Origin of the sequence: Streptomyces sp. NPDC101118 (genome assembly GCF_044759445.1) — a bacterium.
Classification (GTDB): Bacteria; Actinomycetota; Actinomycetes; order Streptomycetales; family Streptomycetaceae; genus Streptomyces.
Genome location: NZ_JBIVZG010000003.1, coordinates 191,261 through 216,881, shown reverse-complemented (window position 1 = coordinate 216,881; position 25,621 = coordinate 191,261). Strand labels below are relative to the sequence as shown.

Below are 25,621 nucleotides of genomic sequence, written 5' to 3'. Positions count from 1 at the left end.
ATCGACTGAGGCTTGACCTCTAGGTTCGCTCTGCGGACCCTGTGCCGGTCCGCACAGGGTCCGCAGCTTTTTTGATCATGCCCTTCATCGCGGACCCCACCGCGGCCCGCGTCGTCTCCTCCGTGTTCGGCCACAGGTGACTGTATGTATCCAGCGTTGTCTTCGCCGACGCGTGGCGGAGCCGATGTTGCACCACCTTCACGTCGGCACCCTTGCTGATGAGCAGCGACGCGTAGTAGTGCCGCAGGTCATGGAAGCGGAAGCCCGCGGGGAGGGCCGGGACTGTCGCGCGCACCGCCCGCATCTGCCTCTCGATCGCCCACGGGCTTACCTGGGCACCGCCGTCATGGGCGAACACGGTTGCCGGCTCTCCGCCCAACGGCCGCGGCAGCTCAGCCAGCAGCTCGTCCGGGATCGGGATTGCGGTACGGCTCATCTCCGTCTTCAGGGGCTCGGCCGGATACTGAACGGCCGGCCGGATCTCCCGCTCCTCGAAAGCCACGTCTACCCGACGAAGCCCGCAGACTTCCCCGACTCGCAGGCCCGCGAATGCCCCTAGCAGGACGGCCAGCCTGTACCTCTCCTCGAACGCCTGATACAGCTGCCACACCTGCTCGGTCGTCGCCACGTAAGGCCGGGGCTTACCTGCACCTGGCGATGTCCGACGGGAACACGGGTTCGAGGTCAGCAGGCCGTCGTGAACGGCGTCCGTCATAAGCTGGGACAGGCGACTGTGCAGCGCGTTCACGTAGGACGCCTGCCGGCCTTCCTTCTGCAGGCGGGCCAGCCAAGACTTCACTGCACTCGGCTTGATGGCCGCCAACGGCAAAGGCCCGAACTCCTTACGGATTCGGGCCAGGTGCACGCGTGCCTGCCGGACGGTAGACGGTCGATTCGACTCGTAGCCGGCGATCCACTTCTCGCACCACTCGTCGACGGTGACCTTGCGGTCCTTCGGGTTGACATAGTTCCCCGTGACAAGGCTCGCCGTCTCCTCGTCAAGCCACCGTTGGGCATCAGTCTTCCGCTCGAAGTGCCGGGCATGCTCACGGCCGGTCGCGTCCCGATAGCGGGCCCTGTACTTGCCGTTCGGTCGCATCTTGATGCTGCCAGCCATCAGCCCTGCTCCTCATGGGCCGTTCCGAGCTGCTGCACCTGTCGGATCTCATCCAAGGGCACTTCGCTGTAGTAGATCTGCGCGTCTCCGCCCCGCAGGGTCGTGTCACCTCGAACCCAGCGACGAGCGCGGCTGGCCAAGGCCGTCTCGTTAGGGGTCACCTGATACGGCCCCTCCCCCAAGGGGACGAGCAAGTGCACCGGCGCCACGTCAAGCACCCGCGCCAGGGCTAGCAGCTCCACGACGGAGACGTTCTGACGACGGTTCGTCTCGAGCTTCGTCACGGTGGCCCGGTCCCAGGGGACCCCGGCTTTCCGAAGTCTGTCTGCTAGCTGCTGGGCGGTGAGCCCTTTGCGGCCGCGGACCTCCTTGACCCTGCGGGCGATGACCTCGACAGGACCGGCTGCCTCTTCATGTTCCATGAAGGAACAGTAAGGGGTCCTTGCAGAACAAGCAACGATGGGGCACCATCGCACACAACGAACTCTCATGGCTCCATTGGTTCCTTGAGAGAACATTTCGATCCTGTGAGGCACATAATGCGCAGGCCACTGGCCACCGTTCCCCAACTCGCCGAGCACTACAGCGTTCCCCAGGCGACCGTCCGCCGTTGGCACCACACCCAGACGTCCATCGGTCCGCTCATGTTCCGCGTGGGCAAGTACCTGCGTGCCCGCTGGGAGGACATCGAGGCCTACGACGCCGAGATGGCAGGGAGGCGGAACGCGGCATGACCCACGACGCAAAGACCCCCCAGCTCCACACTGGGGGGTCTCAGGAAGCCTCCGCGATGAGCGGAAAGACTGCGCCCACGGTACCGCAGCAGCGAGAGCCGGGCGAGTGGCCCGCGCCGGACGACTTCGCCGGCCTCTGGGCAGACGCCCGCACCGCGTTCTACGCCCACGACTTCCCGCCCTACGCCTCCCACGCGTGGCGGGACCTCCACCCCGACGACCCCCGCCGGCTCGCCGCCGCACTCGACGCAGCCGAGAAGTGGCGCAAGTACGGAGACGGCGAACGGCTCTTCTGGGAGCTCGAGCAGATCAGCCGCCAGGGCTTCCGCGCCGACGCCAAGACCCGCGCCGAGCTCGAGGAGCTCCGCCGCCCCCACACCCCGCACGAGGTCACCGCCACCCCCGGGTGGCCGCCGGTCGCCATCCCCGGCCGCCCCGGCTGGTGGAGGCACTGGATCGACGGCAAGCAGGTCGACCTCCCGCACCGCACCCCCACCGAAGGCCACCAGGAGGCCGCGTGACCGACTTCGACCCCGAGGTCCCCCAGCGGCGCATTAAGCTCACGGCCGCCTCGACCATCGAACCCGAACCCGTCATCTGGGCATGGGAACCCGAGCCGCAGTGCGGTCGGATCCCCGCCGGAGCGCTCACCCTCGCCGCCGGCCGGGAAGGCACGGGCAAGTCGAGCTTCGGTATCTGGGTAGCCGCCCGCATCTCCCGCGGCGAACTCCCTGGCACGTTCTACGGCCAGCCCAAGAACGTCTTCTACGCGGCGGTCGAGGACTCCTGGTCTCGCACCCTCGTACCCCGCCTAATCGCTGCTGGCGCCGATCTCGACCGCGTGTTCCGGGTCGACGCCGAGGACATGCTCCGCGGCGAGACGATGATCTCCCTCCCCATGGACGTATCCCTCCTCGAGAAGGAAATCGCGAACTACGACGTCGCCGCGCTGATCGTCGACCCGCTCATGTCGACGCTCGGCACGGGAACCGACGCGCACCGCACCCAGGACGTCCGTCAGGCCCTCGAGCCGCTGGTGCGCATGGCTGAACGGACGAAAGCCCTGACCCTCGGTATCGCCCACTTCAACAAGGGCAGCGGTACCGACGCCTCTCAACTCATCTCCGGATCGGGCGCGTTCAAGGATCTCGCTCGTGCCGTCATCGCCTTCGCCCGTGATCGGGAGACCGAGGAGCAGGTGATGACCCAGACGAAGAACAGCCTGGGCAAGCTCGACCTGCCGTCCCTCTCGTACCTGATCGAGGGATTCGATGTACCCACCGCCAAGGGCAACGCCAACGTCGGCCGCCTCGTCTTCACCGGCATCGCGGAACGCAGCGTCGAGGACACCCTGTCGACACCCGTCGACCGGGAGGAGGTCAGCGAGCGCGATGAGGCGATCCGCTGGCTCAAGGGCTACCTCACCGATGCAGGCGGCCAGGCTGACGCCGGTCAGGTCATCAAGGCCGGCGAGCGAGACGGCATCGCCAAGCGCACCCTGCAGCGCGCACGGAGCAAGGCAGGAGTGTCGTCCGAGCCCTCCGGATTCGGGAAAGACCGGTCCTGGACGTGGGTACTCAGCGTCACCGACGAGACCGTAGATGCCAAGGAAACCCCCGTAGGTGCCATAGGCGCCAGTACCCAGGGGCTTGGCGCCTATGGCACCTACGTGTCACCTACGGAAAACCGTTCACTGAGCGTAGTCCCCGACTCGAAGGTCTGCCGGTTCTGCGAAACCCCCCTCGACCCCGTCCACGTGGCGGCTGGGGAGTCCTTCCACCCCACCTGCGAGCCCCTGCCGGAGGCATCGTGAACGAGCAGCCCCCGCCCGCCGTCGTCGCCCTTGCTGCCGCCTACACCTGCGGCCACTGCAACAGCGACCCCGCCAAGCTCAACCAGGACGAGTACGGCATCTGGCACCTGGCCATCGGCCACGACGACGGATGCCCCGTCCTCAGCCGCGCCGTCTCCGACATCCCCGACACGTTCCGAGCCATCCAGGAGGCGCTGTGACCATCCCACCCGAAGCCATCACCAAGGGTGTGGCCGACTCCTTCGACTTCTGGCTCAGCCAGCACGACATCAGCACCCCCGAGGTCATCCAGGCCGGCGTGGAGAAGGCCCTCGGCGGATGGCTCGCCAGCCACTCCGACGAGCTGATCGCCGCCATCGCCGAGGCCGCCGCAGACAGGAATGCCGAAAGCCTCTGACCTGCGGAAGTGGAGGGTTGTGGAGGGTCGCCCAATAACTCCCATGCGCACACGCGTGGGAAGAAGCGGAAAACCCTCCACAACCCTCCACCCTCCACCCGGCAATCCACCCGCTCGACCCCCTTCCTCGCCCGGAGATGTACGTCTCCCAGCCCAACCCCAGAGGAGCAGCAGATGACCAACCCCATCCCGGCCACCCCCGGCTGGTACCTCCGCGAGACCGACGGCAAGAACGTCGCCATGGACCCGATCGTCGCTTGGCAGCCGTCAGTCGACTCCGACGACGAGCCCATCCTGTTGCCCTTCGTGTCCGGCGGCCCGAAGGCTCCGGTGGTCGTGATCGAGGCGGAGGCGCTCACCCACTGGGGCCGCACGATCGTCTATGCCCCCGACCACAAGGCCTCGCCCCAGGAGCAGTGGTGACCCGCCGTCGTCCCCTCACCTGCATGGCGTGCGGGTCCCCCGTCCGCAGGGGGAGGTACCGGCTCTGCCCCCAGGGGTGCGGGGCCCGCATCCACACCGACAAGAGCAGCCACTGCCAGGACGCACACACACCCGTCTGCCCCAACTACACGCCACACCCGGAGGCGACATGAACGTCAACGACGTAGTCCAGCAGCAGATAGACGCAGCAGAACGCAAACGCAAGGCCGACCGCGACAGGCGCGCAGCCCTCGCAGCCGCACGATCCCGCGGACTCACCGCACGACACCAGGCCAAGCTCGCCCGCGTCGCCAAGCCCGAGCAGTACGGCGCACGTCTTGCCCAGGCAGCGCTCAGACGCGACGAGGCGGGCACGGCGGCCATCCTGGAAGCCCTGGACCCCTCCACGGGCCGTCAGGCCGCCCTGGTAGCCCTGAGGGCCCTCTCCGAGCTCGCCCTGACCGCCCGCCCAGGGAACGTGACGCGCACGCGCGACTTCCTCGCCCGGATCGAGGCCAGCGGCCCGGACGCGGCCGCCTAGGAGACGACATGCCCACAGCACCACCAAGCCGCTGCACAGATCCTGAGTGCCACGAGCTCGCAACCAAGGGCGCACGCTGCGACGCCCACCAGCCGATCGCCTGGCGCGGACGAGATGACAAGGCCGGCCGCTACGGCATCAGCTCCGGCGCCTGGCGCGCCCTCAAGCGGCGCGTCAGCCGCCGCGACAACGGCTGCTGCTACTACTGCGGCGGCGAACCCGACGAGGACGAGACGCTTCACCTCGACCACATCACGCCCGTCGCCGAGGGCGGCGCCATCACCGACCTGGCCAACCTCGGCCTCATCCACGCCGAGCCCTGCCACGCCGACAAGTCCAAGCGCGAAGCACTCCGCGGGAACCAGCGCCGTCGGGGGGTAGGGCAGTGACAATCACCAGTTCAAACGGCAGGGGACCCGCCGCGGTGAAGTCGGAAGGCACGCGCTCAGAATCTTCACTAGGGGATCATCAGCTGACCAGTGGAAACGCCCCCGCCAAGCCGCGCGGCCCTGCGGTGAAGGTGCCGGTCAAGCGCGCGTGGCCGCCGAGGTACGAGGACATGCCGCTCGAGGCGGCGCAGCACTGGGACGACAGGGCTTGGAGGCGGCCGTGAAGGTGAAGGCGATCGACGGGAAGCGCGCCGCCGGCGCCCGGCTGCTGGCCGTGGTGGTGCAGCACGCGCCCACCGAGGTGCTGCCTGTGGGCGGTTGGGTGTCGGAGGCGTCGGCCGGCAGGCTCATGGACGCCGAGGGCGGCGTGTGGTTCATGGGTGACGGCGGCCTGGCGGTCGAGCGGCTGGTGTGCCTGCCCTGCGCGTGCGCGTGTTGGGAGATGACGACCTTTCGGGACGGGGCGGAGATCTTCCGCGAAGTAGGTCCTACCAGCTAAAATGACTGCAGGTTGATCGACGGCCAGGGCATGACCGTCGGCGATCCGTTCCGTTAGCAGGAAGCTGGGGGCAGAGCGGCGGCCATCGGGGTAACCCGCCCGCCAAGTCGCCGCCCCCGGCGACCGTTCCGGTGCGGCGCCGGCCAGCATGTCGTCCGCTCAGTTCGGCGCCGCCCGGACCCTCCGTTGCAGGACCGCCCAGCGCGTACAGCGCGGCCATCCTCCGGAACGTGCGGGAAGCCATCGCGACTTCCCGAAGGACACATCCATGGACCACGAGACCGTGCGAGCCCAGATGAAGCTTGCGCTCCTCGCCGGCAAGGCGATCCTCGCCAAGGCCGACTCCGAGGGGCGGGATCTGACCGCGGCCGAGCAGGCCGAGGTGGAGAATCACCTGGCGACCGCGAACCAGCTGAAGGGCCAGCTTGCCCAGCCGTCGGCGTCCGCCAGCCTGTCGGAGACCCTGCGCGCGCTCGGCGACGACATCGCCAAGCCGTCCCGCGCGAAGACCGATGCCGTGCACCCGCGCGTGAAGGCGGCCGGCGGCTCCGACTGGGGCGAGAAGGTCATCAAGGCGACCTCCGACCCGGACGGGTACAAGGGGATCCTGGCCGGCGGCTCGGTGCCGCTGACGATCCCTCTCGACCCCGAGCCGGTCCGCACGGGCGTGCCCGCGCTGGTGCTGCGGCAGCTCATCCCGACCGTGACCGGCCCGTCTCGGTTCTCGTACATGCGGCAGACGACCCGCACGAACAACGCCGACGTCGTCGCCCGCGGCGCGCTGAAGCCGACGAGCGTCTTCACCCTGACCCGCGTCGACGACCGCACGCGCACGATCGCGCACCTGTCGGAGCCGATCTCCCGCCAGGACCTGCGGGACGCGCCGATGCTGCAGCGCTTCCTCGACATGGAGATGCGTCTCGGTGTCGAGATGGCCCTCGAGCAGCAGATCATCAACGGCTCCGGGTCGGGCGAGAACATGACCGGCATCGCGAACGTGTCCGGCTCCCAGTCCCAGGCCTGGGACACGGACATCCTCAAGACGACCCGCAAGGCCAAGACCAAGCTGGAGACCCTGTCGTTCGCGGACGGCGCCGCCTACGTCGTGCACCCGAACGACTGGGAGACCATCGAGCTCCTGGCGGACAACGAGGCGCAGTATTACCTCGGCGGCCCGGTGCAGACGGTCGACGTCTCCGCGCGCCGGCTGTGGGGCATGCCGGTGGTGTCGACGACCGCGCAGACCGCGGGGGTCGCGCACCTGGTGAACTTCCGCCTGGCGACCGAGCTGCAGCTGGTGGAGGACATCCGCTTCGACTGGTCGGAGAACATCTACGACCCGGACGCGATCAGCGAGGGCGTGGGCGCCACGGACTTCCAGCGCAACATGATCCGCTTCCGCGCGGAGATGGACGCCGGCCTGAAGATCTTCCAGCCGTCCGCGATCGTCGAGATCGACCTGACCGCGTAAGGGGCCGGCTATGCCCAACGTGGGCTATGCCGTCCTGCAGATCATCCCCTCCGTCCGGGGCATCAGCGGTGAGATTCGGCGTCAGCTGATCGAGCCGATGGGTGACGCGGGCGAGGAGGCGGGTACTGCCGCGGGCGGCCGCATGACCGACAAGCTGAAGCTCGGCGCGGCGGCCGCCGGCGCGGCGGCGGGCGCGCTGCTCGTCGCCGGCCTGTCGGAAGCCATGGGGCAGCTGGACATCACGTCCAAGCTGCAGGCCCAGCTGGGCGCGACGGGCAAGGATGCCGCCCGCTACGGGAAGGTTGCCGGCGCCCTGTACACGAAGGGCGTCACGGAGTCCTTCGAGCAGGGTGCCGAGGTCATCCGCTCGATCATGAACGCGGGCCTGGTCAAGCCGGACGCGACGAACGCTCAGCTGGAGTCGATCGCGTCGAAGATGACGGACGTTGCCACGACGTTCGGCACAGACATGTCCATGCAGACACAGGCCGTGTCCGCGCTGCTGAAGAACAACCTGGCGCCGTCTGCCGAGTCAGCCCTCGACATCATCACGGTCGGTTTCCAGAAGCTCGGCCCGAACGCCGAGGACCTGCTCGAGACGTTCCAGGAGTACCCGGTCCAGCTGCGGAAACTTGGTCTGGACGCGAACGAGGCGCTGGGCCTGTTCCAGCAAGGCCTGCAGGGCGGCGCCCGCGATACCGACATCATCGCCGACGGGTTGAAGGAGTTCTCGATCCGCGCGATCGACATGTCCACCACGTCGCAGGACGCGTACAAGGCTCTGGGGCTCAGCGCGCAGGACATGAGCGCGAAGATTGCGAAGGGCGGCCAGGGCGCCCAGGAGGGCCTGCAGCTGGTCCTGGACCGGCTGCGCGGCATCAAGGACCCGGTGGCGCAGAACGCCGCGGCCGTCGGCCTGTTCGGTACCCAGGCGGAGGATCTGGGCGCGGCCCTGTTCAAGCTCGACCCGTCCAAGGCTGCAGGCGCGTTCGGTCAAGTCACCGGCTCGGCGGCCACGCTGGGCAAGACGCTGCATTCCGGCCCGTCGCATGAGATCAAGGTGTTCACGCGGGCCGTGCAGCAGACCTTCGTCGACTTCATCGGCGGCAAGGTGCTGCCGTTGCTGTCCGACTGGGCGCACGCGTTCAACGACGACGTCCTGCCGGCACTGAAGAGCGTGACCTCGGTGCTGGCCGACCTGTTCCTCCCTGTCCTCGAGGTGCTGTGGACGGGGCTGCAGTCCACGATCGGCTTCCTGAAGGAATGGGGCGTGTGGCTGGCCCCGCTGGTCGTCCTCATCGGCGGCGTGGCCCTGGCGCTGAACGCTCAGGCCCTCGCCGCGGGGATTGCGGGTGCGGCGACGGCCACATGGGCGGCCATCACCAAGGGCGTGACCCTCGTGACCGAAGGCTTCGCCGCGGCGCAGGCGCTGCTGAACGCCGTCCTCGCCCTGAACCCGATCACGCTGATCGTGATCGCGCTCGTCGCGCTGGGCACCGCTCTGGTCATCGCCTACAAGAAGAGCGAGACGTTCCGGCAGCTCGTGCAGGCCGCGTGGGAAGGCATCAAGACGGCCGCCCTGTGGGTGTGGAACTCCGTCCTCAAGCCGATCCTCGGCGCCCTCGTGATCGCCTTCAAGTGGGTGGCGACCGTCGCGCTGTGGCTGTGGAACGCGGTCTTCAAGCCCGTGTTCTCCTTCATCGCCGCGGCCGCGAAGATCCTCGCGACGATCCTGATCGTCATCGTCGTCGGCCCGATCATCGCCATCTTCAAGATCCTGGCCGCCATCGTCGGCTGGCTGTGGCGCACGTTCATCAAGCCCGTGTTCCAGCTGATCGGGTTCCTGGCGATGTGGCTGTGGAACAACGCGATCAAGCCCGCGTTCGAAAAGGTCGTCGGCGTCTTCAAGTTCCTGGCGTTCGTCGCCAAGTGGCTGTGGAGCAACGTCATCAAGCCGGTCTTCGAAGCCATCGGAGAGAAGATCCTGGAGTGGTGGCGCAAGGTCCGCACCGCCTTCGACATCGTCGTCTACTACATCAAGAACGTCCTCGCGCCCGCCTTCATGCGCTTCTGGACCAACACCATCAAGCCCGTATGGGAGGGCATCAAGAAGACGATCAGCGCCGTCTGGGAGAACGGCATCAAGCCGACGTTCGACTTCCTGATGCGCGGCGTCAACAACATCAAGGACTCGTTCAAGACCGGCGTGTCCGCGATCGGGCTGATCTGGGACCGACTCAAGGCCATCGCCAAGAAGCCCGTCCAGTTCATCATCGACACCGTCTACAACAACGGCATCCGCAAACTGTGGAACACAGTCGCCGACTTCACCGGCGCCGACAAGCTCAACGTCATCAAGTTCGCGCAAGGCGGCCGCACCCGCGGCGGCACCCCCGGCAGGGACTCCATCCCCGCCCTGATGATGGCCGACGAGTACGTCATCCGCCGCAGCTCCGCCCGCAAGCTGGGCTTCGGCACCCTCGACTACATCAACCGCCACGGGGCCCTGCCCGGCTTCGCCGCCGGCGGCCCCATCCAGCGCTTCAAGGACGGCGGCATCGTCGGCTGGGTCAAGGACAAGGCCAAGGGCATCGGGAGCTTCTTCAGCGACATCACGGACCTGCTCGCCAACCCCGGCAAGGCCTGGACCGCAGCCACCGGCTTCATCCGCCGGCAGCTGAACTCCATCGCCGGCACCGGCTTCGGCAGGTTGATGACCGGGATTCCGCTGAAGATCCTGTCCACGCTGAAGGACAAGGTCGTCAGCCTCGTCGGCGCTGGCGACGCCGGCAAGGTCGACGTCGGCGGGTCCGGCGTGCAGCGCTGGGCCTCGCTCGTCCTGCAGGCGCTGCGCCTCGTCGGCCAGCCGGCCAGCTACCTGGCCATCACCCTGCGCCGCATGAACCAGGAGTCCGGCGGCAACCCCAACGCCATCAACAACTGGGACATCAACGCCAAGAACGGCACCCCCTCCAAGGGCCTGATGCAGGTCATCGACCCCACGTTCAACGCCTACGCCGGCGCGCTCCGCGGCCGCGGCGTGTGGGACCCGCTGGCCAACATCTACGCCTCCATGCGCTACGCCCTCTCCCGGTACGGCAGCCTCCCGGCCGCCTACAACCGCCCCGGAGGCTACGACTCGGGCGGCTGGCTGATGCCGGGCAGGACGTTGACGTTCAACGGGACCGGCAAGCCGGAGGCGGTCCTGACGCCCTCGCAGTGGACGACGATGACGCGGCTTGCCGTAGCGGCCGCCGCGGCCGCGCCGGCCCGCCTGCAGGCCGCCGCGCGGGAGGAGCGGGGCGGCCTGCAGCCCGGACAGCCGATCGTCCTCCAGATCCAGGACGGCCCCACCCTCAAGGCCTACGTGAAGGGCGTCGCCGGCGAGGAGGTGACGGCCTACGACCGCAGCCAGTCCATGCGCATGGCGGCCGGTCGGCGCATCTGACCGGGGCCCCGCTACCCGCGTTACCTTGCAGGTCAGCGGCCGTTACCGCCCCTGCTACCGGGGTAAAGAGGCCCCGCTACTTTCGGGCCCAACGCGAAAGGGGACGGACCTGCGTTACACAGGTCCGTCCCCTGGGGGTTGGTAGGGGCGGGGGCCTCTACCCGGGCAGGTCGTTGAAGGGCACGGCGCCTTCGACGTCGCGGCGTTGGTAGCCGGCGCCGTTGACTCCGTCGATCTTCACCTGCTTGCTGGTGCGCTTCACCCCGGCCGCCTCGAGGTCCTTGGCCAGGCGCTCGGCGTCGTAGTCGCCGTAGGTGTCCTCGTCGAGGTTCGACAGCCGGTCGAGCAGGTCGCGGGTGTACATGCGGGGGCTGTGCTTCATCACCTCGAGGACGTCGGAGATGATGGCCGGCACCCGGTAGCCGGTCTCCTCGGCGCCGGTGACGATGTCGCCGGCCGCGTCGCCGGTCAGCTGCCCTATCTCCTTGCGCATCGCCCGGCCCTTGGCGCACAGCGCGTTGAACTCGGCGGTCGTCAGCAGGTCGTTCTTGACGGTGGCGAAGCTGGCCGGGCCGGTGACCAGGACGACGACGCCCTTGTGGTCCTCCGACAGCACCGAGGCGTCCGCACCCATGGACGCCTTGCCCTTGCCGAGGACCATGTCCGACGACGTCTGGTCGGTGACCTGCGTGCACGCGCGGATGGTGATGATCTCCCGCAGCTTCGTCGGCACCGACTCGGCGTCCGGGCGCTGGCTGGCGTAGTTGGAGATGAACCCGGCGGCCGGCCCGCGGCGGGCGATGCGGGCCATGTCGTCGATGACGGCCTTGCGTTCCTTCTCGTCGCCGATGGCCAGGAACGCTTCCTGCAGCTCGTCGACGGTGACGAAGATGAACGGCATCTTGTACCGCTCCACGATCGCCGGCGTCAGCTTGCCCTCGGGGCAGATGCTGGTCGGCAGCTCCCGCAGGATCGCGAAGCGGCGCTCCATCTCCGTCAGCAGCTCCGTCAGCATCGCCTTGAACGCGGCGATGGCGTCGTCCTCGGCACCCAGGACCAGGCGGTGAGCGACCTGCCGCATCTGCATCCAATCCTGGCCGCCCTTGAAGTCGGCGACGTAGTGCCGCACCCACGGGTCGAGCAGGCCGGCCGCGGTCATCAGCCGCTGAGTGAACGTCTTGCCGCGGCGGGGCAGGCCACCGAAGAACATCGACTGCCACACCACCGGCACGCTGATGCGGGTACCGCGGGCGTCCTGCCCGAACGGGATCGGGTCCCAGATGGAGAACCGCTCCAGCTTCGCCAGCGGCGACGGCACCGGCTCAGCCAGGTACGGGTCGTCGTCGGCAACCCACATGCTCACGCGGGAGGCGTTGCCGCCCTGCGCGGCGCGCACGCGGGACATGACGACCTGGATCTCATCTACGCCGAGTTCGGAGGCGATGGCTTCCCGCTTGGCGAGGACGTCGGATGCGGTCTTCCCGCCGCCGCGCGGCAGATCGAAGACCACGCTCCAGCCGCGGCCGTCGCGAACCGGCCCCATGACGCACGTGACCTTCGGGCCTTCGTCGTCGCCTTTGCCGCTTTTGAGGAGGCTGGCGGCACGCAGCGCGTCGTTCAGCTGCTGCGCGGACATGTCGACCCGCAGCGGCGGCACCGCCTGGTCCAGCAGCCGGGTCTCCTTGCCCCGCCCGAGGTAGCCGAGGGGCACCGCGACGGCGGTGGAGGCGGCGGTCAGGAACAGGGGATCGGCCAGCAGCACGCCGGCGGTGGCCGCGGCGACCGCGACGCCGGCGGTACCCCACCGCCAGCGGCGGGCCTGCGTCCGCTCACGGTGCGCCATCTGGTGGCGCACCGCCAGGTCGACGTCCTCGGGCTTGGCCTTCACCTGGGCACGCAGAGCTTTGACGGTCTTGGTGTGGTCCTGCGCGGTCAGCACCGGCCACAGCCCCCAGCACGCCCGGAAGAAGCCGCGGGAGACCAGCCACGCCGCCTTCGCCGCGTACTTGGGGGTGCGGATGCTGTGGTAGCGGGCGTGCCAGCTGCACAGGCGGGAGAACGCCACCGTGTTGGCCTTCAGCGACGCGGCGGAGCGGGCCCACGCCGGCAGGATCGGCTGGTCCGGAACGGTCAGCCAGTCCGCCAGGGGGTTGTCAGGGCGGTCGACCGCCTCGACCTTCTCGACCGGCGCCGACGTCGGGGTGGGTTCGGCCTGTTCAACGACGTGTTCGGGCTTGATGAGCGTCAATTTCGAATGACCGTTGAGCGGACCGGTGATGGTCTGGGTCATGATGTTCCCCTTCCTGGTTCCGTTGGGATCGGGAGGAGGGGCGGCCGTACCGTGGAAGGGCCCGGCCGCCCCGCTCTGCTACCGGTAGCCGAGGCGGTCGAGCTTGTTCCGCTCCCGCCGCACGGTGGCTTCGAGCGAGGCCCGCTTGGCGGCGGGAACCTTGGCGAGGATCGCGGCCACGGCCTCCTCCTTCGAGGCGCCGGCGGTCAGCTCCACCCGGGCCAGGTGGGCCAGGTTCGGGCCCTGTTCGGGAACATCGTTCGCGCTGTTCAAGGACGGTTCGGGGCGCCCCGGAGCGGTGCCGTGTTCGCGGGCCTGTTCGCCGGTGATCGCGGCCGGAAAATCTTGGATGTTATACACGGTTTCCGGCCCCGCGAGCTCGCCCAGGACCCTCTCGGCGGCCAGCAGCTCCAGCCGTGCGGCGACTTCCGCTTTCGCTGCCTGGCGGCGCGCGCCGGCGATGGCCAGCTTCGCGTTCGCCTTCGACATCTCCGCCGCGACCCACGCCGCGTCCGGCTCGGACAGGTCCCGGTCGATGTGCTTGAACACTGCCCACCACAGCACCTTGGCGACGATGGACACGGCGGCGCCGACGACGGCCATCTCCCAGCTGCCGGCGAGCTGGCCCTCGAGGAAGATGGCGGCCGCGGCGACCAGGGCCAGGGCCCAGCCGACCTTCCGCGGGAACTGGCGCTTGGCGGGGTCGAAGCGGGCCAGCCACTCCAGGACCAGGACGGCCAGCCAGGCGACGTCGAAGACGGTGCCGGCCGCGTACCCGACGCCCCCGCCGAGCAGCTGCCCGATGGAGTACGTCGACCACACGATCGCGACGAGGGTGAGGGCGAGGACCAGGCCGGACACTCCAGCGAGGGCCAGGGCGTCCTTGTCGCGGGGCAGCTTCGGCGTGCGGACGGTGTACGTCTCGGGGACGACGTTCGTGGTCCCGTCGATGGTGCGCTCGACCCAGCGGCGGCGCTTCTCGTCAATGAACTTCATCGGTGACTCCTTCGGCCACGCGCACCACGCGGTGGGCGGCCAGGTTGGCGCCGTGCCGGTCAGAGGCACGGTTCGCGAGGATCAGGGCGGCCATCAGGGCCGGAACGCTGGGGTAGGGCCGGGGCCGGCGGCCGACGGAACGCAGCGCGGCGTTCTCCGTCGGCCGCGGCACGGGCCACTTCGACGTCACTCGTCGCCTTCGAGAGCCTGCAGGCGGGCCCGCAACGGCAGCAGCGTGTAGAGCGCGTGCGCGGTGAGGGACGCGGCCAGGTCGCCCAGGTCCCCGGAGTTGAACTCGACGTGGTCGCCGTTGATGTCGACCGCCACCGTCACCCGGCGCGACCCGATCTCGGCGTAGGGGTACTGCGACAAGAACGCCGTCAGGAACTCCAGCCGCCCGTACCGCTCGACGGTGAAGGTGCCCGGCTGCTCGGCGCCCTGGTGGTGGATGTCCGCCCTGGCGCCACCGTCCGGGTGGACGCCAAGGCACCAGTTCGGCTCAGGGAAGGTGACCGGCCCGTGGTCGGCCGTGAGCACCGTGACGTGAGGAAGGGACTCGCTCACAGCTGCACCCGGCCCTGCTCGCGCAGCTCCACCAGCTGGGCGTGGACCGCGCGGAACTTCGCCAGCTGACCCTCAAGGGTCAGGATGACCGTGGCCAGGCCGTCCGGGTCCAGGCTCTCCATGAAGTGGTCGTCCACGATCTCGACCTGCGCGTGCGGGACCCGCTCGTGCATGTTGCGGGAGAACGGCTCCTGCCGGATGAACGCGCTCAGGACGCGGAACTCCTCGATCTCCCCGCTCTCGTTGATCGGCAGGGTGACGTCACTGCTGGCCGTGCAGCACCAGACGTCCTCAGGGTGGGTGGGCGTCTCGATGTCGCGGCTGTGGTCGACGGTGCAGCCGGACAGGCAGGTGACCTGCCGCATGTTGCCGGTCGTGCTGTCCAGGAAGGACCACGTCCGGCCGGCGGGCAGGGTCTCGCGGTCCTTCGCCGTCGGCTGGACCGGCATCGCGGCCAGCTTCGGCAGGGCGCGGGAGGGTACGGTGTTGCCCATGGTTCGACTCCCTTGATGGAGGGGTTCGGATCTAGGCCCCGCTCGGTGTGCAACCACCGGCCGGGGCCGTCCTCGTTTCCGAGGCGATGCACTCACCGTAGGGAACATAATGTTCCCTTGTCAACGCCCAGCACCTAGGCAAATAAGCCGCGCATAGGTAACGTCATGTTCCATGAATCTGAATGGGACACTGTGTGTCATGGATAAGCGATCACTGGAGCACCTGGCGCGCCGGTTCAGGGAGGCCGAGGTCAGGACGGAGATCCTGCGGCAGGAGTTGGCGGCCGCGATCCGGGAGGCGGATGCTGATGGGGTGCCCCAGAAAGACGTCTGCGAGGTCACCGGCTACACCCGCCAGCAGATCCGGCGGATCGTGAAGGCGAGTGCAGACGGTGACGGTTGAGCGGTCCGCAGACAGTCCGCAGCATGACGAATCATGACGGGCTACAACGGGGCATGACGAGGGACCAAATCCGCAGGTCAGAGGCCCATTCGCCACTCATTGCAGGTCAGCCCGATACGCGACGAGTTCGAGCTCTACTTCGACCTGTAAGAACTCGCCGGTACACCCGGTCTGAGCTCGCGGAACGGCCCCCGGCCCCGCTCTTCGGAGCGTGGCCGGGGGCCGTCGCGCTTTGACAGGGCCCCGGCGGCGGGGGGACGGTGGAGGAGGGCCCCGAAACCGAATACCCGATCGATGTGCGGAGGTGCATGGAGATGCGCCGCAGGATCGTCACAGCAGTCGTCACCGGTGCCGCAGGCCTGACCCTTGGTCTGATGCCGATGGCCGGCGCGTCGGCCACGGGCGGCGGGACGTGGCGGTGCGACGACCGTCCGCTGACCGAGCGCCAGTGGCGGGAGTGCTGCAACAGGGTCTGGAACACCACCGACGACTGGTGGTGGGAGCAGTGCTGCAACCGCGACTGGGACCACCGTCCCAGCTGGTGCTGGGACGACGTGGACGCCGTCCGGCACGACCACCGCTGGAACGACGACCACCGTAACGACAACCGTCACGACAGCGACAACCGTCACGACAGCGACAGCCGCCACGACAACCGGCACGACGACCGCAGGCACGACGACCGCAACGGGCTGAACCCAGACAGCCTGGTCCCCGGCAGCACGGACACCGTTCCCGCCGACCAGTGACACCGGTGCGCACGGGCCCGAACTCCTCAGCCGGGGGTGCGGTTCCGCGCCCGGCTGAGGAGAGACAGGTCAGTTGGTGAAACCGGAGCCGAAGTAGGCGCCACCGGCCGGGCCGCCGAGATCCGTCAGGTTGAACGAGGTCGACCCCGTGCCCGTGACGCCGGATGCGGTGCCGGGGAGCTTCCACACCCGGCCCTTGAAGGAGTCCTCGCCGTCGCCGCCCACGTACACCTCGCCGTAGCCGTCCTTGTTGCCGTCGACCACGCTGACAGCGGTGCCGAAGTGGTCCAGCCGCTCGTTGCTGCTGGGGACGCCCGCGGTGTACTGGGTGATGGTCTTGGCACCGGTGCCGGTCAGGCCTGAGGCGCTGCCCCGCAGCACCGTGACGGAGCCGGGGCGGAGGATCTCGTTGCCCGCGGAGTCGGTGGCGTCCTTCCAGGGCGCCCCGACGACCAGGTCTGCGTACCCGTCCTTGTTGATGTCACCGGCCGCCAGCGCTTCGCCCCAGCGGTCCACGTGGTCCCGGGAACCGGGAACGCCGGGGGTGTCCTCGTTGATGACGCTGGGCTTCAGGGTGGTGCTCAGACCCGCGGGGCCGCCGTACGCGATGTAGACCTGGCCGTACGGGTTCGTGTACGACCACGTGGGGGCGCCCGCCACGTCCGCGTATCCGTCGCCGTTGAAGTCTCCGGCGGCGGTGGGGACCACGAACCCCGGCTTGGTCGGCAGCTCCTGCATGCCGGGGGTGAGGGTGAAGCCGGTGCCGGTGTTCTTGTACACGCGGTAGACGCGCTTCCCCGTCGGAAGGGTGGCGACGGTCAGGATGTCCGGAAGGCCGTCGCCGGTCATGTCCGCCAGCGCGTCCAGGTTGGCCAGCTTGTCCGTGACCGAGGTCTCGCGGTACCGGACCCCGGCCGCCTTGCCGTCGCGGGTGAAGGGCCCCCTGAGCGTGCCGAAGCCCCACGTCCGCTTCGTGGGGTCAACGCCCAGGTAGGCACTGCCGATGATGTCGTCCCTGCCGTCGCCGTCGACGTCCGCGATGCGGATGCTGCGGAGCACGGGGACGGTGTCGGAGGGCCTGCCGAGGTCCAGCTCCGTGCCGCCGGTCAGGCCATTCGCCGCTCCCCACAGGATGACGGCCCGGTCGGAGTTCGCCAGGCTCTGCGAGCTGACGACCAGGTCGTCGTACCCGTCGTGGTCGAGGTCGCCGTGGCCCTGGATCCTCCCCCACTTGTCGTTGCCGACCGGGTCGCCCGGGACGCCCTCGCTCGCGGCCGTGATGACCGACGCCTTGTCCTTGCCGATTCCGGCCACGGAGCCGTACGTCACGGCGACGGCGCCGGCGCGGGCGACCCCGCCCGCGGTGGCGGTGTACGCGGCGATGGCGAGGTCGGCGTAGCCGTCACCGTTGAAGTCCGGCCCCTTCGGCGCGGCTGCCGCCGCGGTGGCGGCGGGAGCCGTCGCGGGCGCGGCGCCGGCCGGGACCAGGCCGACGGCGGCGAGGACGGTGGCCGTGCAGAGGGCTGTCGCACTGACGGTGCGAAGGCGCATGTGAAATCCCCCAGGGTTCACGTACAGGTGTGCGTTTCGCCGGGTCAGACTCCCCGGCAGGGCAAAGGGATGCCCCCGGAGACGGATTTCCTTCCCCGGGGGCATTGGCGCACGTGCGGTCGGGACTACTGCGGCGGCATAAGGGAGCGCACCAGGCGGCAGGTGGTGTTGGACGGGCGGTGGATGCCCGTGCGCGCGGCCATGGTGCGGATCTTGCGGTTGGTGGCGCGCTTGGGGTCGTACGTGCCCGAGTCGAGCAGGGATATGGCCAGCCGCATGGCCTTCAGGCGGCGGTTGTGGTTCTCGTACCACTCGCGCGGCAGACCGGCGGGCAAGGCCTTCTTCTTGACGGGAACGAACGTGGTGGTCGCCATCGGCATCCTCCCCCAGGACGGGTGTCTGACCATCTCTCTTCTGCTTCGATTTTACTGCCGGGCACTGACAATCGCCCCTGGTCGGAGCCCACTTCAGTGCCTCTCGGAGGTACCGTTTCCGGCATGGAGATCTGGATCAACCCCGCCTGTTCCAAGTGCCGCAGCGCCCTCACCCAGCTGGACGCCGAGGGCGCCGAGTACACCGTGCGCCGCTACCTGGAGGAGGTGCCGACCGAGGACGAGATCCGGGCCGTGCTGGACCGGCTCGGTCTGGAGCCGTGGGACATCACGCGCACCGGCGAGGCCGTCGCGAAGGAGCTGGGCCTGAAGGAGTGGGACCGCGACGGGGCCGGCCGCGAGCGGTGGATCGCCGCGCTCGCCGCCCACCCGAAGCTGATCCAGCGTCCGATCATCACCGCGGACGACGGTACGGCGCTGGTCGCGCGCACCCCGGAGGCGGTGGAGGAGGCGCTGGCCCGGCGCGTGTCTTGACGCCCGCCTCATCCCGGTTTGCGTACGTTTGCCGCGACCGGGGGGTGGCAGCGGAAGGAACGACGTGGACGAGTACCAGACCCCCGGCACCGGCCCGGGCGGCGACTCAGGTGACCGCGGGCACTCCGGCCCGCCGGGTCCGTCGGTTCGCCCCGGTCCGCCCGGTCCCTCCGGTGCCTCCGGTGCCTCCGGTACCTCCGTGCGCGGCGGCCACCGCGGGCACGGCGGGCACGGCGGTCACCGCGGCACCGCGTGGGCCTTCGGGGGCGTGTACGGGACGATCCTGGCCAGCGCGCTGCTCGCGGCACTCCAGAACGAGGCCGCGGGCGCCCCGTACACCCCCTTCTACGACGCGGCCTGGGTGCTGGTGACGGTGGCCGCGGCCGGCCTGGTGCACGGGTACGCCCACCACATGTCCTCGCACGCGGCCGAGCACCCCGGCGTGCCCGGGGGCCGCCGCTGGCGGCAGCTCGGCCAGGCCCTGCTCGACGAGTGGCCGATGGTCGTGGCCGCGCTGCCGACCGTGCTGCTGCTCTGCCTGGCCGGGTTCTGGGACTGGGACCCGGCGCCCACCACCGCGACCGGGCTCGGCCTGAACACCGGCCTGCTGTTCGCCTGGGGCGCCTTCGCCGCGCTGCGCACCGGCTACCGGCTGGCGTCCGCGCTGGTCATCGGGGTCGCGGACGCCGCGATCGGGCTGGCCATCGTGGTGGCCAACGCCCTCATCAAGTAGCTCTCGGCCGCGGTGCGGGCGCCGGTCGCCGCCCGGCACCGCGGCGGGGTGCCGCTCGGCCGCCGCGGTCGCTACTCCGCCGCCGCCAGCTGTGCGTCCGCCTCCGCCAGCAGTTCCGTCAGCCGCAGCCCGAAGCCGGTGTCGCACGGGTGGGGCACACCGGTGCGGGCGGACTCCAGGAGGGCGTCGAGGGCCCGCCCGTACGCGCCGGGTACGTCGCTCCAGTCCGGCAGCGAGGCGATGCCCGGGGTGCCGCGCAGCTCGACGCCCACGCCGGACGCCTCCCTGGGGGCGCTGAGGGTGAGCGCGGCGGTACTGGAGGCGCCCGAGGCGTGCCGGAGCACCAGGTGCACCAGGTCGGCGGGGCCCCGGGCGGCGGACAGGGAGGTGACCTCGCCGAGCACCGGGATCAGGACGGAGAGGGCGTGCGGGCCGACGTCCCAGAGGCCCCCCTTCTCCTGCCTCCACGGCGAGGCGGCGTACGGGCTCCGGGTGCCGTCGGGCGGGAACACGGCGCCGAACCAGTGGGCGCGGGCGGTGAACCAGCCGTCGAGCGCGGCCTGCTCGGCCACCCAGCCCGCGGTGGGCTCGGCGAACCGGAGGGTCAGGAAGACGACGCCGGCGACCCCGTGCCGGACGGTGGCCTCGTGGAGTTCGCGGGCGGCCGCGACGCCGGTGGCGACGGGCTTGTCGAGGAGCAGGTGACAGCCCGCGGCGGCGGCCCGGACGGCCAGCGGGGCCTGCACGTCCGGCGGCAGCGCGAAGGCGACGGCGTCACAGTCCGCGAACAGCGCGTCCGGCGAGTCGTACACCTTCACGTCGTGGGTACGGGCCAGCTCGGCCGCGGCTTCGGGGCGGCGGCCCCACACGCCCGCGAACTCGGATCCGGCGTGCGCGGCGAGGGCGGGGGCGTGGGTACGGGCCGCCCAGGGGCCCGTACCCAGCAGTCCGACGCGGGGCGGTCTGCCGCCCGAGTTCAAATCGTACGAAATGGTCACGCGCACAGTCTGCCGCAAACCTGGCGGGACACCGGCCGGCGCCCTGAAACCCCGGTAACACGGGGTTCACACATGGGCAACGGCCGGGAAATCGCGCCTTGGCACGCTGCGGTCATCACCGCAGCGTGCGCAGCGCCGCGCAGCGCGCAACCCGCAGCACCGCCAGCCGAAGGATGAGGGCCCGTGACGTACAAGGCCGAGTACATCTGGATCGACGGCACCGAGCCGACGGCCAAGCTCCGCTCCAAGACGAAGATCCTCCCCGGCGAGCCCGGCGGCGAGCTGCCCATCTGGGGCTTCGACGGCTCCAGCACCAACCAGGCCGAGGGCCACGCGTCCGACCGCGTGCTCCAGCCGGTGTTCACCTGCCCGGACCCGATCCGCGGCGGCAACAACGTGCTGGTGCTCTGCGAGGTCCTGAACATCGACATGACCCCGCACGAGTCCAACACGCGTGCGCTGCTGCGCCCGGTCGCGGAGAAGTTCGCCGCGCAGGAGTCGATCTTCGGCATCGAGCAGGAGTACACCTTCTTCGACGGCGACCGCCCGCTCGGCTTCCCGGTCGGCGGCTTCCCCGCCGCGCAGGGCGGCTACTACTGCGGTGTCGGCTCGGACGAGATCTTCGGCCGCGAGATCGTCGAGAAGCACCTGGACCACTGCCTCACCGCGGGCCTGGCCATCTCCGGCATCAACGCCGAGGTCATGCCCGGCCAGTGGGAGTTCCAGGTGGGCCCGGTCGGCCCGCTGGAGGTCTCCGACCAGCTGTGGGTCGCGCGCTGGCTGCTGTACCGCACGGCCGAGGAGTTCAACGTCTCGGCGACGCTGAACCCGAAGCCGGTGAAGGGCGACTGGAACGGCGCGGGCGCGCACACCAACTTCTCCACGAAGGCGATGCGCGAGGACTACCGCGCGATCATCGCGGCGTGCGAGGCGCTGGGCGAGGGCTCGAAGCCGCTGGACCACGTCAAGAACTACGGCGCGGGCATCGACGAGCGCCTGACCGGTCTGCACGAGACCGCCCCGTGGAACGAGTTCAGCTACGGCGTCTCGGACCGCGGCGCCTCGGTCCGCATCCCGTGGCAGGTGGAGAAGGACGGCAAGGGCTACATCGAGGACCGCCGTCCCAACGCGAACGTGGACCCGTACGTGGTGACCCGCCTGATCGTGGACACCTGCTGCTCGGGCCTGGAGAAGGAGAGCCTGGTCTGAGACGAGCGTCTCAGCAGGGCCTGAAGTGACGTGAAGGAGCGCCCGCCGCGCCGACGGCGGGCGCTCCTCCGTGCGTTCCGGGAACCCGCACCGGGCGGAATTTGAACTTCCGGATCTACCAGGTGAGACGGGACTACGACGGGAGCGTTGCATCTGCTTCAATGAGCCCATGGCCAGCCACTCACACACCTCGACAGGTCGCAGCGACCTCGAGCCGTTCTGGCCCTCCCGTCAGCATCACGACTTCGACCGGGTGTGTTGCCGCGCGATGAACGCGCCGGCCCTCTAAAGCCTTTTCCAACAGGCCTTCGGTCTGCGCGGTACGACGCACGTCTCCTGCCGACGACTCTCCGCGTGAAAGAGCTGACCACTCATGACCAGCACCCGTTCCTTCCCGTCCGCTGCCACCTCCGCTGCGACCGCCACCGCCACCCTTCCCTTCCCTCCCAGCCGGCACCGGCTGCGCGCCGTCGACCGTGACGAGGTGGCGCGCGTGGTCGACCTGCTGCCGCCGGGCGCCACCTGGCTGCCCGCGCCGCAGCACACCGTGCCCGCCCTGCCGGGCCAGCCGCCGATGGTCGGCTACCTGGTCCTCGTACCCGCGGACCAGCAGCAGCCGGTCCCGTTCGGCTCCCATCCGGTCTCCCCGCAGGCCGTCCACCCGTCGGCCGTCCATCCGTCGGCCGTCCATCCGTCGGCCGCCCGCCTCGCGTCCGCCCACCAGCCGGCCTTCGCCGCCGTCCCGGTGCCGGCCGCACCCGCCGCCGCCCAGTCCACCGTCACCGGGGACGACCTCGTGCGGATCGACACGGCCCAGCGCACGGCCGAGGTCGACGGCGAGGAACTCGACCTGACGTACCTGGAGTTCGAGCTGCTCGCCCACCTGGTCGCCAACCCGCACCGGGTGCACAGCCGCGACCAGCTGGTCACCACCGTGTGGGGCTACGGCCACGTCGGCGACGGCCGTACAGTCGACGTCCACATCGCCCGCCTCCGCCGCAAGCTGGGCGCGGCGCACCGCGGGGCCATCCAAACGGTCCGGCGCGTGGGGTACAAGTACGCGCCGTGACATGCGGAAGGGGCCCGCACTCCGAGGAGGGAGTGCGGGCCCCTTCGCATGCGGCCCCGTCCTACGGGACCCTTCGCCTGTCCGTGGCTACGCGCCGGCCCGGGTCGCCGCGACCCGGCCCAGCACCACGTCGAGCACCAGGAAGGCCACCAGGCTGATCCCGAGCAGCGGGACGAACCAGCCCACCACCGCGGTGACGGCCGCGAGCGGCAGCAGCACCGGCAGCGGCACCTTGCGCCAGGTCCCGCGCGCGACCGGCCGGCCGAAGCTCAGCGCCCGGTCCTTCGTCGGGCGGCGCAGCCACCACATCCGGTAGCCCCAGAAGGCCAGGAACATCAGGGAGACGCCGAGGGCGGCCAGCGCGAGCTGGTTCACCAGGCCGAAGAGCATGCCCATGTGGACGTCGATGCCCCACCGGGTGAGCTTGGCCAGCAGCGGGTAGTCCGCGAACCGCAGCGTGTCCATGACCCTGCCGTCGGCCGGGTCGACGGCCACCGAGTCGAGGTGGGTCGGGAACTGCTTGTCGCGCTCCTTGACCACGTAGCCGTTGCCCTCGGCGGGCAGCGTGATCTGGAGGGTGCTGTCCACGCCCTGGGCGCGGGCCGCCTCGACCACCTTGTCGATGCCGACGTCCGGACCGCCGGGCTTCGGCGCGGTGGCGCCGCCCATGTGGTGGCCGGCGTGCTCGCCGCCGGCCGCCGCACCGCCGTCGAGGGTGGCGCTCACGCTGGGCGTGGAGCCGCCGAGCTTCGTCTGCAGCTCGTCGATGTTGGCTCCCGCGTACGTCGACCAGGTCAGGCCGGTCGCGGAGAGGACCACCAGACCGGTGACGGCCCACAGGCCGACCGAGCCGTGCCAGGAGAGGGTGCGGCGGCGGCCGGTGGCCTTGCGGTTGGGCCGGGTCAGGGGCAGGGCCTTGCGCGCCGCGCGGCGGCGGCCGACCCAGAGCGCGAGGCCGCCGAGCGCGACGACCCACATCCAGGAGGCGGCCAGCTCGCTGTAGATCCGGCCGGTCTCGCCGAGCTGGAGGTTCGCGTGGAAGGAGGAGAGCCAGGCGCGCAGCGGGAGCGCGTCGCCCGACGTCTCCAGCGTGCCGCGGACCTGCGCGGTGTACGGGTCGACGAAGACGGTGAGGGTGCGGTCCTCGGCGACCGAGGGGCTGTCCATCAGGACGCGGGTGGTGGCGTCGTCCTCGGGGGCCGGCCAGACGGCGGTCACCTCGCCGTCGGGGTGCGCGGCCTTGGCGGCGGCGACCTGCCGGCTCAGCGGCTGGGCCGTGTCGCCGACGGGGACGGTGAGCTCGTGGGAGTACATGAGCTTCTCGGCCGGGTACGAGAGGGCGTACAGCGTGCCGGTGAGCGCGGCGAGGAAGAGCACGGGGGCGATGAGCACGCCCGCGTAGAAGTGCAGGCGGCGGACGAGGGGGCGCAGGGCGCGCCAGGTGGTGGTGGTCTCGTCGACGGCCGGGGCTTCCGGTACTTCCGGGGCGTCGGCGCGGGGCTGCACGGGATCGTCAATGGCCATGATGGTCCTAGGTGTTGGCGAAGACATGGGGAACCGGCCCCAGGTCACGCCATCACGCCGGATACGCCGTCTTCGTCAGGCGCAGGCAGGACGGCCGGGGGCCGTGGTGCTCGGTGCTCGGAAGACGGGCGGCCCGCGCCGGACCAGGGCGTGGGCGTGCACCGCCCCGCGCAGACGGCGCGGGCGGTGGTGCGGGGGGCGGGGGCGGCGCGCGGGCGGCTCGGGCGCGTGGGCGCGTACGAGGGCCAGGGCGCGGCGGACCGGTGCGGCGGCCAGCAGGGCCACGACCCGGAGGAGGCGGTACAGCGCCGCCTCGCCGCGGGCCAGCCAGGCGGCGCAGAGCAGCCCGGCGAGCGCGTGCGCGGCGACCATGCCGATGCCGCTGTGCGCACCCATGCCGGCCATGGCGGCCCCGCCGGCACCCATGTCCGTCCCCGCGCCCATGGCGGACGCACCCATGTCCATGTCCATGTGGTGGTGCAGGTGGGCGGCGGGATGGGGGCGCTCGGTACGGACGAAGAGCAGGTGCAGGGCGCCCTGGACGGCCAGCAGCGAGGCGCCGATGGCGAACCCGCCGCGCCGGCACCGGGCACCGGCCCAGGCCAGCCCCGCGACACCCGCAGAAGCCCCCAGAAGCACCCCGAACGGTATCTCCCCGTCAGACATGGACGAATGCCCCACAGCAGCCAATGCCACGCACATCGCCGCGAACACCGCGGCCCGTATCGCGCGAACCGGCGAGGGCGATTTCGTCATGTCCGGGCCATGCTCGCACGCCGGCCACCCACCGTGTCCAGTGGACATGGTTCAGGCTGGACGGACACCCGCTACACGACCTCCTGCCGACGCCGACGCGCTTCGCGGCGAGCACGTCCCCCTGCCCCGGTCAGGGGGACGTGCCGGTCATCGGTGACGCGAACGCTCAGCCGCCAGGCGCCCACAGCACACGCGAGCGGCCCCACCGAAGTAGACCCGATGGGGCCGCTCGCTTTCCTTTTCTGTTCAGCGTCAGGCAGAGGCTGCAACCCCACGATAGAAATCGGCGGCTCGCTTCAACGCAAGGGCCAATGCTGGCAGACCTTCAGCGTGGCGCCATTCGCGAGTCGCCTCTTCACAGGCCCGCCACACTCGAACATATTCGTCATCAAGATCTGACGACTTGATCACGATGTCATCGAACTCGACATCCGAGAATTTACGCCTACCGGCATCCAGGAACCGTTCATTCAACTCTTCGCGCGCGACGAGAAGTTCACCCACTCGACGAAGATGCAATCCGCCAACTCTCGGGCTGGCGACGATCTCGGCCAAGACCTTGACATACTCGGACGGCCCACCTGCTT

30 protein-coding genes are annotated in these 25,621 nt (G+C 70.0%); 17 read left to right on the top strand and 13 right to left on the bottom strand.

Features of this window, described 5'->3' with window-relative positions; all coding sequences use genetic code 11:
• Positions 1-19 precede the first annotated feature (19 nt).
• Both xerC and ACIQUQ_RS06910 read right to left on the bottom strand, forming a co-directional pair.
• On the bottom strand, positions 20-1,117 hold the full coding sequence (xerC, locus tag ACIQUQ_RS06915) for a tyrosine recombinase XerC (RefSeq protein WP_403972165.1): 1,098 nt from the start codon (positions 1,115-1,117) through the stop codon (positions 20-22).
• Positions 1,117-1,539, bottom strand: a complete 423-nt coding sequence (locus ACIQUQ_RS06910) for a helix-turn-helix domain-containing protein (protein WP_403972163.1) — start codon at positions 1,537-1,539, stop codon at positions 1,117-1,119. The genes xerC and ACIQUQ_RS06910 overlap by 1 nt, the downstream gene beginning before the upstream one ends.
• A 117-nt stretch (positions 1,540-1,656) precedes the next feature.
• Between ACIQUQ_RS06910 and ACIQUQ_RS06905 the strand changes: the two genes are divergently transcribed.
• The 11 genes from ACIQUQ_RS06905 to ACIQUQ_RS06855 all read left to right on the top strand — a co-directional run bounded on the left by ACIQUQ_RS06905 (position 1,657) and on the right by ACIQUQ_RS06855 (position 10,832).
• Positions 1,657-1,851 (top strand): DNA-binding protein, encoded by a 195-nt coding sequence (locus ACIQUQ_RS06905; RefSeq protein ID WP_403972161.1) that lies wholly within the window; start codon positions 1,657-1,659, stop codon positions 1,849-1,851.
• Between the two features lie 56 nt (positions 1,852-1,907).
• Positions 1,908-2,372 (top strand): hypothetical protein, encoded by a 465-nt coding sequence (locus tag ACIQUQ_RS06900; RefSeq protein WP_403972159.1) that lies wholly within the window; start codon positions 1,908-1,910, stop codon positions 2,370-2,372.
• The gene (locus ACIQUQ_RS06895; protein WP_403972157.1) at positions 2,369-3,664 is read left to right on the top strand and encodes an AAA family ATPase; all 1,296 of its coding nucleotides are present in this window, start codon (positions 2,369-2,371) and stop codon (positions 3,662-3,664) included. The genes ACIQUQ_RS06900 and ACIQUQ_RS06895 overlap by 4 nt, the downstream gene beginning before the upstream one ends.
• The gene (locus tag ACIQUQ_RS06890) at positions 3,661-3,864 is read left to right on the top strand and encodes a hypothetical protein (RefSeq protein WP_403972155.1); all 204 of its coding nucleotides are present in this window, start codon (positions 3,661-3,663) and stop codon (positions 3,862-3,864) included. Before ACIQUQ_RS06895 ends, ACIQUQ_RS06890 begins: the two co-directional genes overlap by 4 nt.
• Positions 3,861-4,061 carry a hypothetical protein gene (locus ACIQUQ_RS06885; protein ID WP_403972153.1) on the top strand — a complete coding sequence of 67 codons (201 nt, stop codon included), beginning with the start codon at positions 3,861-3,863 and terminating at the stop codon, positions 4,059-4,061. Before ACIQUQ_RS06890 ends, ACIQUQ_RS06885 begins: the two co-directional genes overlap by 4 nt.
• Before the next feature lie 174 nt (positions 4,062-4,235).
• Positions 4,236-4,484: a hypothetical protein gene (locus ACIQUQ_RS06880; protein WP_403972151.1), complete on the top strand. Its 249-nt coding sequence runs from the start codon at positions 4,236-4,238 to the stop codon at positions 4,482-4,484.
• Positions 4,485-4,653: 169 nt separating this feature from the next.
• On the top strand, positions 4,654-5,025 hold the full coding sequence (locus ACIQUQ_RS06875; protein WP_403972149.1) for a hypothetical protein: 372 nt from the start codon (positions 4,654-4,656) through the stop codon (positions 5,023-5,025).
• Positions 5,026-5,033: 8 nt separating this feature from the next.
• Positions 5,034-5,414: an HNH endonuclease gene (locus ACIQUQ_RS06870; RefSeq protein ID WP_403972147.1), complete on the top strand. Its 381-nt coding sequence runs from the start codon at positions 5,034-5,036 to the stop codon at positions 5,412-5,414.
• Positions 5,415-5,634: 220 nt separating this feature from the next.
• The gene (locus ACIQUQ_RS06865) at positions 5,635-5,913 is read left to right on the top strand and encodes a hypothetical protein (RefSeq protein ID WP_403972145.1); all 279 of its coding nucleotides are present in this window, start codon (positions 5,635-5,637) and stop codon (positions 5,911-5,913) included.
• A 268-nt stretch (positions 5,914-6,181) separates the two neighbouring features.
• Positions 6,182-7,384, top strand: coding sequence for a phage major capsid protein (locus ACIQUQ_RS06860; RefSeq protein WP_403972143.1), 1,203 nt, complete (start codon positions 6,182-6,184; stop codon positions 7,382-7,384).
• 10 nt (positions 7,385-7,394) lie between these two features.
• Entirely contained in the window at positions 7,395-10,832 is a 3,438-nt protein-coding gene (locus tag ACIQUQ_RS06855) for a phage tail tape measure protein (protein WP_403972141.1), read from the top strand.
• 157 nt (positions 10,833-10,989) lie between these two features.
• Here ACIQUQ_RS06855 and ACIQUQ_RS06850 read toward each other — a convergent pair whose 3' ends face one another.
• From ACIQUQ_RS06850 to ACIQUQ_RS06830, 5 genes are all read right to left on the bottom strand, one after another.
• Positions 10,990-13,122, bottom strand: a complete 2,133-nt coding sequence (locus tag ACIQUQ_RS06850; RefSeq protein WP_403972139.1) for a cell division protein FtsK — start codon at positions 13,120-13,122, stop codon at positions 10,990-10,992.
• A 78-nt stretch (positions 13,123-13,200) separates the two neighbouring features.
• A complete protein-coding gene (locus ACIQUQ_RS06845; RefSeq protein WP_403972137.1) occupies positions 13,201-14,118 on the bottom strand; it encodes a hypothetical protein in 918 nt (305 codons plus the stop codon).
• Positions 14,105-14,308, bottom strand: coding sequence for a hypothetical protein (locus ACIQUQ_RS06840; RefSeq protein WP_403972135.1), 204 nt, complete (start codon positions 14,306-14,308; stop codon positions 14,105-14,107). The genes ACIQUQ_RS06845 and ACIQUQ_RS06840 overlap by 14 nt, the downstream gene beginning before the upstream one ends.
• Entirely contained in the window at positions 14,305-14,682 is a 378-nt protein-coding gene (locus tag ACIQUQ_RS06835) for a DUF6907 domain-containing protein (RefSeq protein WP_403972133.1), read from the bottom strand. Before ACIQUQ_RS06835 ends, ACIQUQ_RS06840 begins: the two co-directional genes overlap by 4 nt.
• A complete protein-coding gene (locus ACIQUQ_RS06830; protein WP_403972131.1) occupies positions 14,679-15,176 on the bottom strand; it encodes a DUF6907 domain-containing protein in 498 nt (165 codons plus the stop codon). The genes ACIQUQ_RS06835 and ACIQUQ_RS06830 overlap by 4 nt, the downstream gene beginning before the upstream one ends.
• 199 nt (positions 15,177-15,375) lie before the next feature.
• Here ACIQUQ_RS06830 and ACIQUQ_RS06825 point away from each other — a divergent pair, with 199 nt between their 5' ends.
• Both ACIQUQ_RS06825 and ACIQUQ_RS06820 read left to right on the top strand, forming a co-directional pair.
• On the top strand, positions 15,376-15,579 hold the full coding sequence (locus ACIQUQ_RS06825) for a hypothetical protein (RefSeq protein WP_403972129.1): 204 nt from the start codon (positions 15,376-15,378) through the stop codon (positions 15,577-15,579).
• A 314-nt stretch (positions 15,580-15,893) separates the two neighbouring features.
• Positions 15,894-16,328 carry a hypothetical protein gene (locus ACIQUQ_RS06820; protein ID WP_403972127.1) on the top strand — a complete coding sequence of 145 codons (435 nt, stop codon included), beginning with the start codon at positions 15,894-15,896 and terminating at the stop codon, positions 16,326-16,328.
• 69 nt (positions 16,329-16,397) lie between these two features.
• Here the strand turns inward: ACIQUQ_RS06820 and ACIQUQ_RS06815 are convergent, their stop codons facing one another.
• Positions 16,398-17,879, bottom strand: coding sequence for a VCBS repeat-containing protein (locus ACIQUQ_RS06815; RefSeq protein WP_403972125.1), 1,482 nt, complete (start codon positions 17,877-17,879; stop codon positions 16,398-16,400).
• Between the two features lie 125 nt (positions 17,880-18,004).
• Positions 18,005-18,253, bottom strand: coding sequence for a hypothetical protein (locus tag ACIQUQ_RS06810; protein ID WP_399939521.1), 249 nt, complete (start codon positions 18,251-18,253; stop codon positions 18,005-18,007).
• A 123-nt stretch (positions 18,254-18,376) separates the two neighbouring features.
• Here ACIQUQ_RS06810 and ACIQUQ_RS06805 point away from each other — a divergent pair, with 123 nt between their 5' ends.
• Together ACIQUQ_RS06805 and ACIQUQ_RS06800 are read left to right on the top strand one after the other, a co-directional pair.
• Positions 18,377-18,745, top strand: a complete 369-nt coding sequence (locus ACIQUQ_RS06805; RefSeq protein WP_403972123.1) for an arsenate reductase family protein — start codon at positions 18,377-18,379, stop codon at positions 18,743-18,745.
• A gap of 199 nt (positions 18,746-18,944) precedes the next feature.
• Entirely contained in the window at positions 18,945-19,478 is a 534-nt protein-coding gene (locus ACIQUQ_RS06800) for a hypothetical protein (protein ID WP_403972121.1), read from the top strand.
• A 71-nt stretch (positions 19,479-19,549) separates the two neighbouring features.
• Here ACIQUQ_RS06800 and ACIQUQ_RS06795 read toward each other — a convergent pair whose 3' ends face one another.
• Complete coding sequence (locus ACIQUQ_RS06795; protein WP_403972119.1) at positions 19,550-20,476, bottom strand: Gfo/Idh/MocA family protein; 927 nt, start codon at positions 20,474-20,476, stop codon at positions 19,550-19,552.
• 183 nt (positions 20,477-20,659) lie between these two features.
• Here ACIQUQ_RS06795 and glnII point away from each other — a divergent pair, with 183 nt between their 5' ends.
• A complete protein-coding gene (gene glnII, locus ACIQUQ_RS06790; protein WP_403972117.1) occupies positions 20,660-21,685 on the top strand; it encodes a glutamine synthetase in 1,026 nt (341 codons plus the stop codon).
• A gap of 373 nt (positions 21,686-22,058) precedes the next feature.
• Positions 22,059-22,754 carry a winged helix-turn-helix domain-containing protein gene (locus ACIQUQ_RS06785; RefSeq protein WP_403972115.1) on the top strand — a complete coding sequence of 232 codons (696 nt, stop codon included), beginning with the start codon at positions 22,059-22,061 and terminating at the stop codon, positions 22,752-22,754.
• Positions 22,755-22,841: 87 nt separating this feature from the next.
• Here ACIQUQ_RS06785 and ACIQUQ_RS06780 read toward each other — a convergent pair whose 3' ends face one another.
• The 3 genes from ACIQUQ_RS06780 to ACIQUQ_RS06770 form a co-directional block, all read right to left on the bottom strand.
• Positions 22,842-24,278, bottom strand: a complete 1,437-nt coding sequence (locus ACIQUQ_RS06780) for a PepSY-associated TM helix domain-containing protein (RefSeq protein ID WP_403972113.1) — start codon at positions 24,276-24,278, stop codon at positions 22,842-22,844.
• A 75-nt stretch (positions 24,279-24,353) separates the two neighbouring features.
• A complete protein-coding gene (locus tag ACIQUQ_RS06775; RefSeq protein ID WP_403972111.1) occupies positions 24,354-24,944 on the bottom strand; it encodes a hypothetical protein in 591 nt (196 codons plus the stop codon).
• 342 nt (positions 24,945-25,286) lie between these two features.
• Complete coding sequence (locus ACIQUQ_RS06770; RefSeq protein WP_403972109.1) at positions 25,287-25,589, bottom strand: hypothetical protein; 303 nt, start codon at positions 25,587-25,589, stop codon at positions 25,287-25,289.
• Between the last annotated feature and the right edge of the window lie 32 nt (positions 25,590-25,621).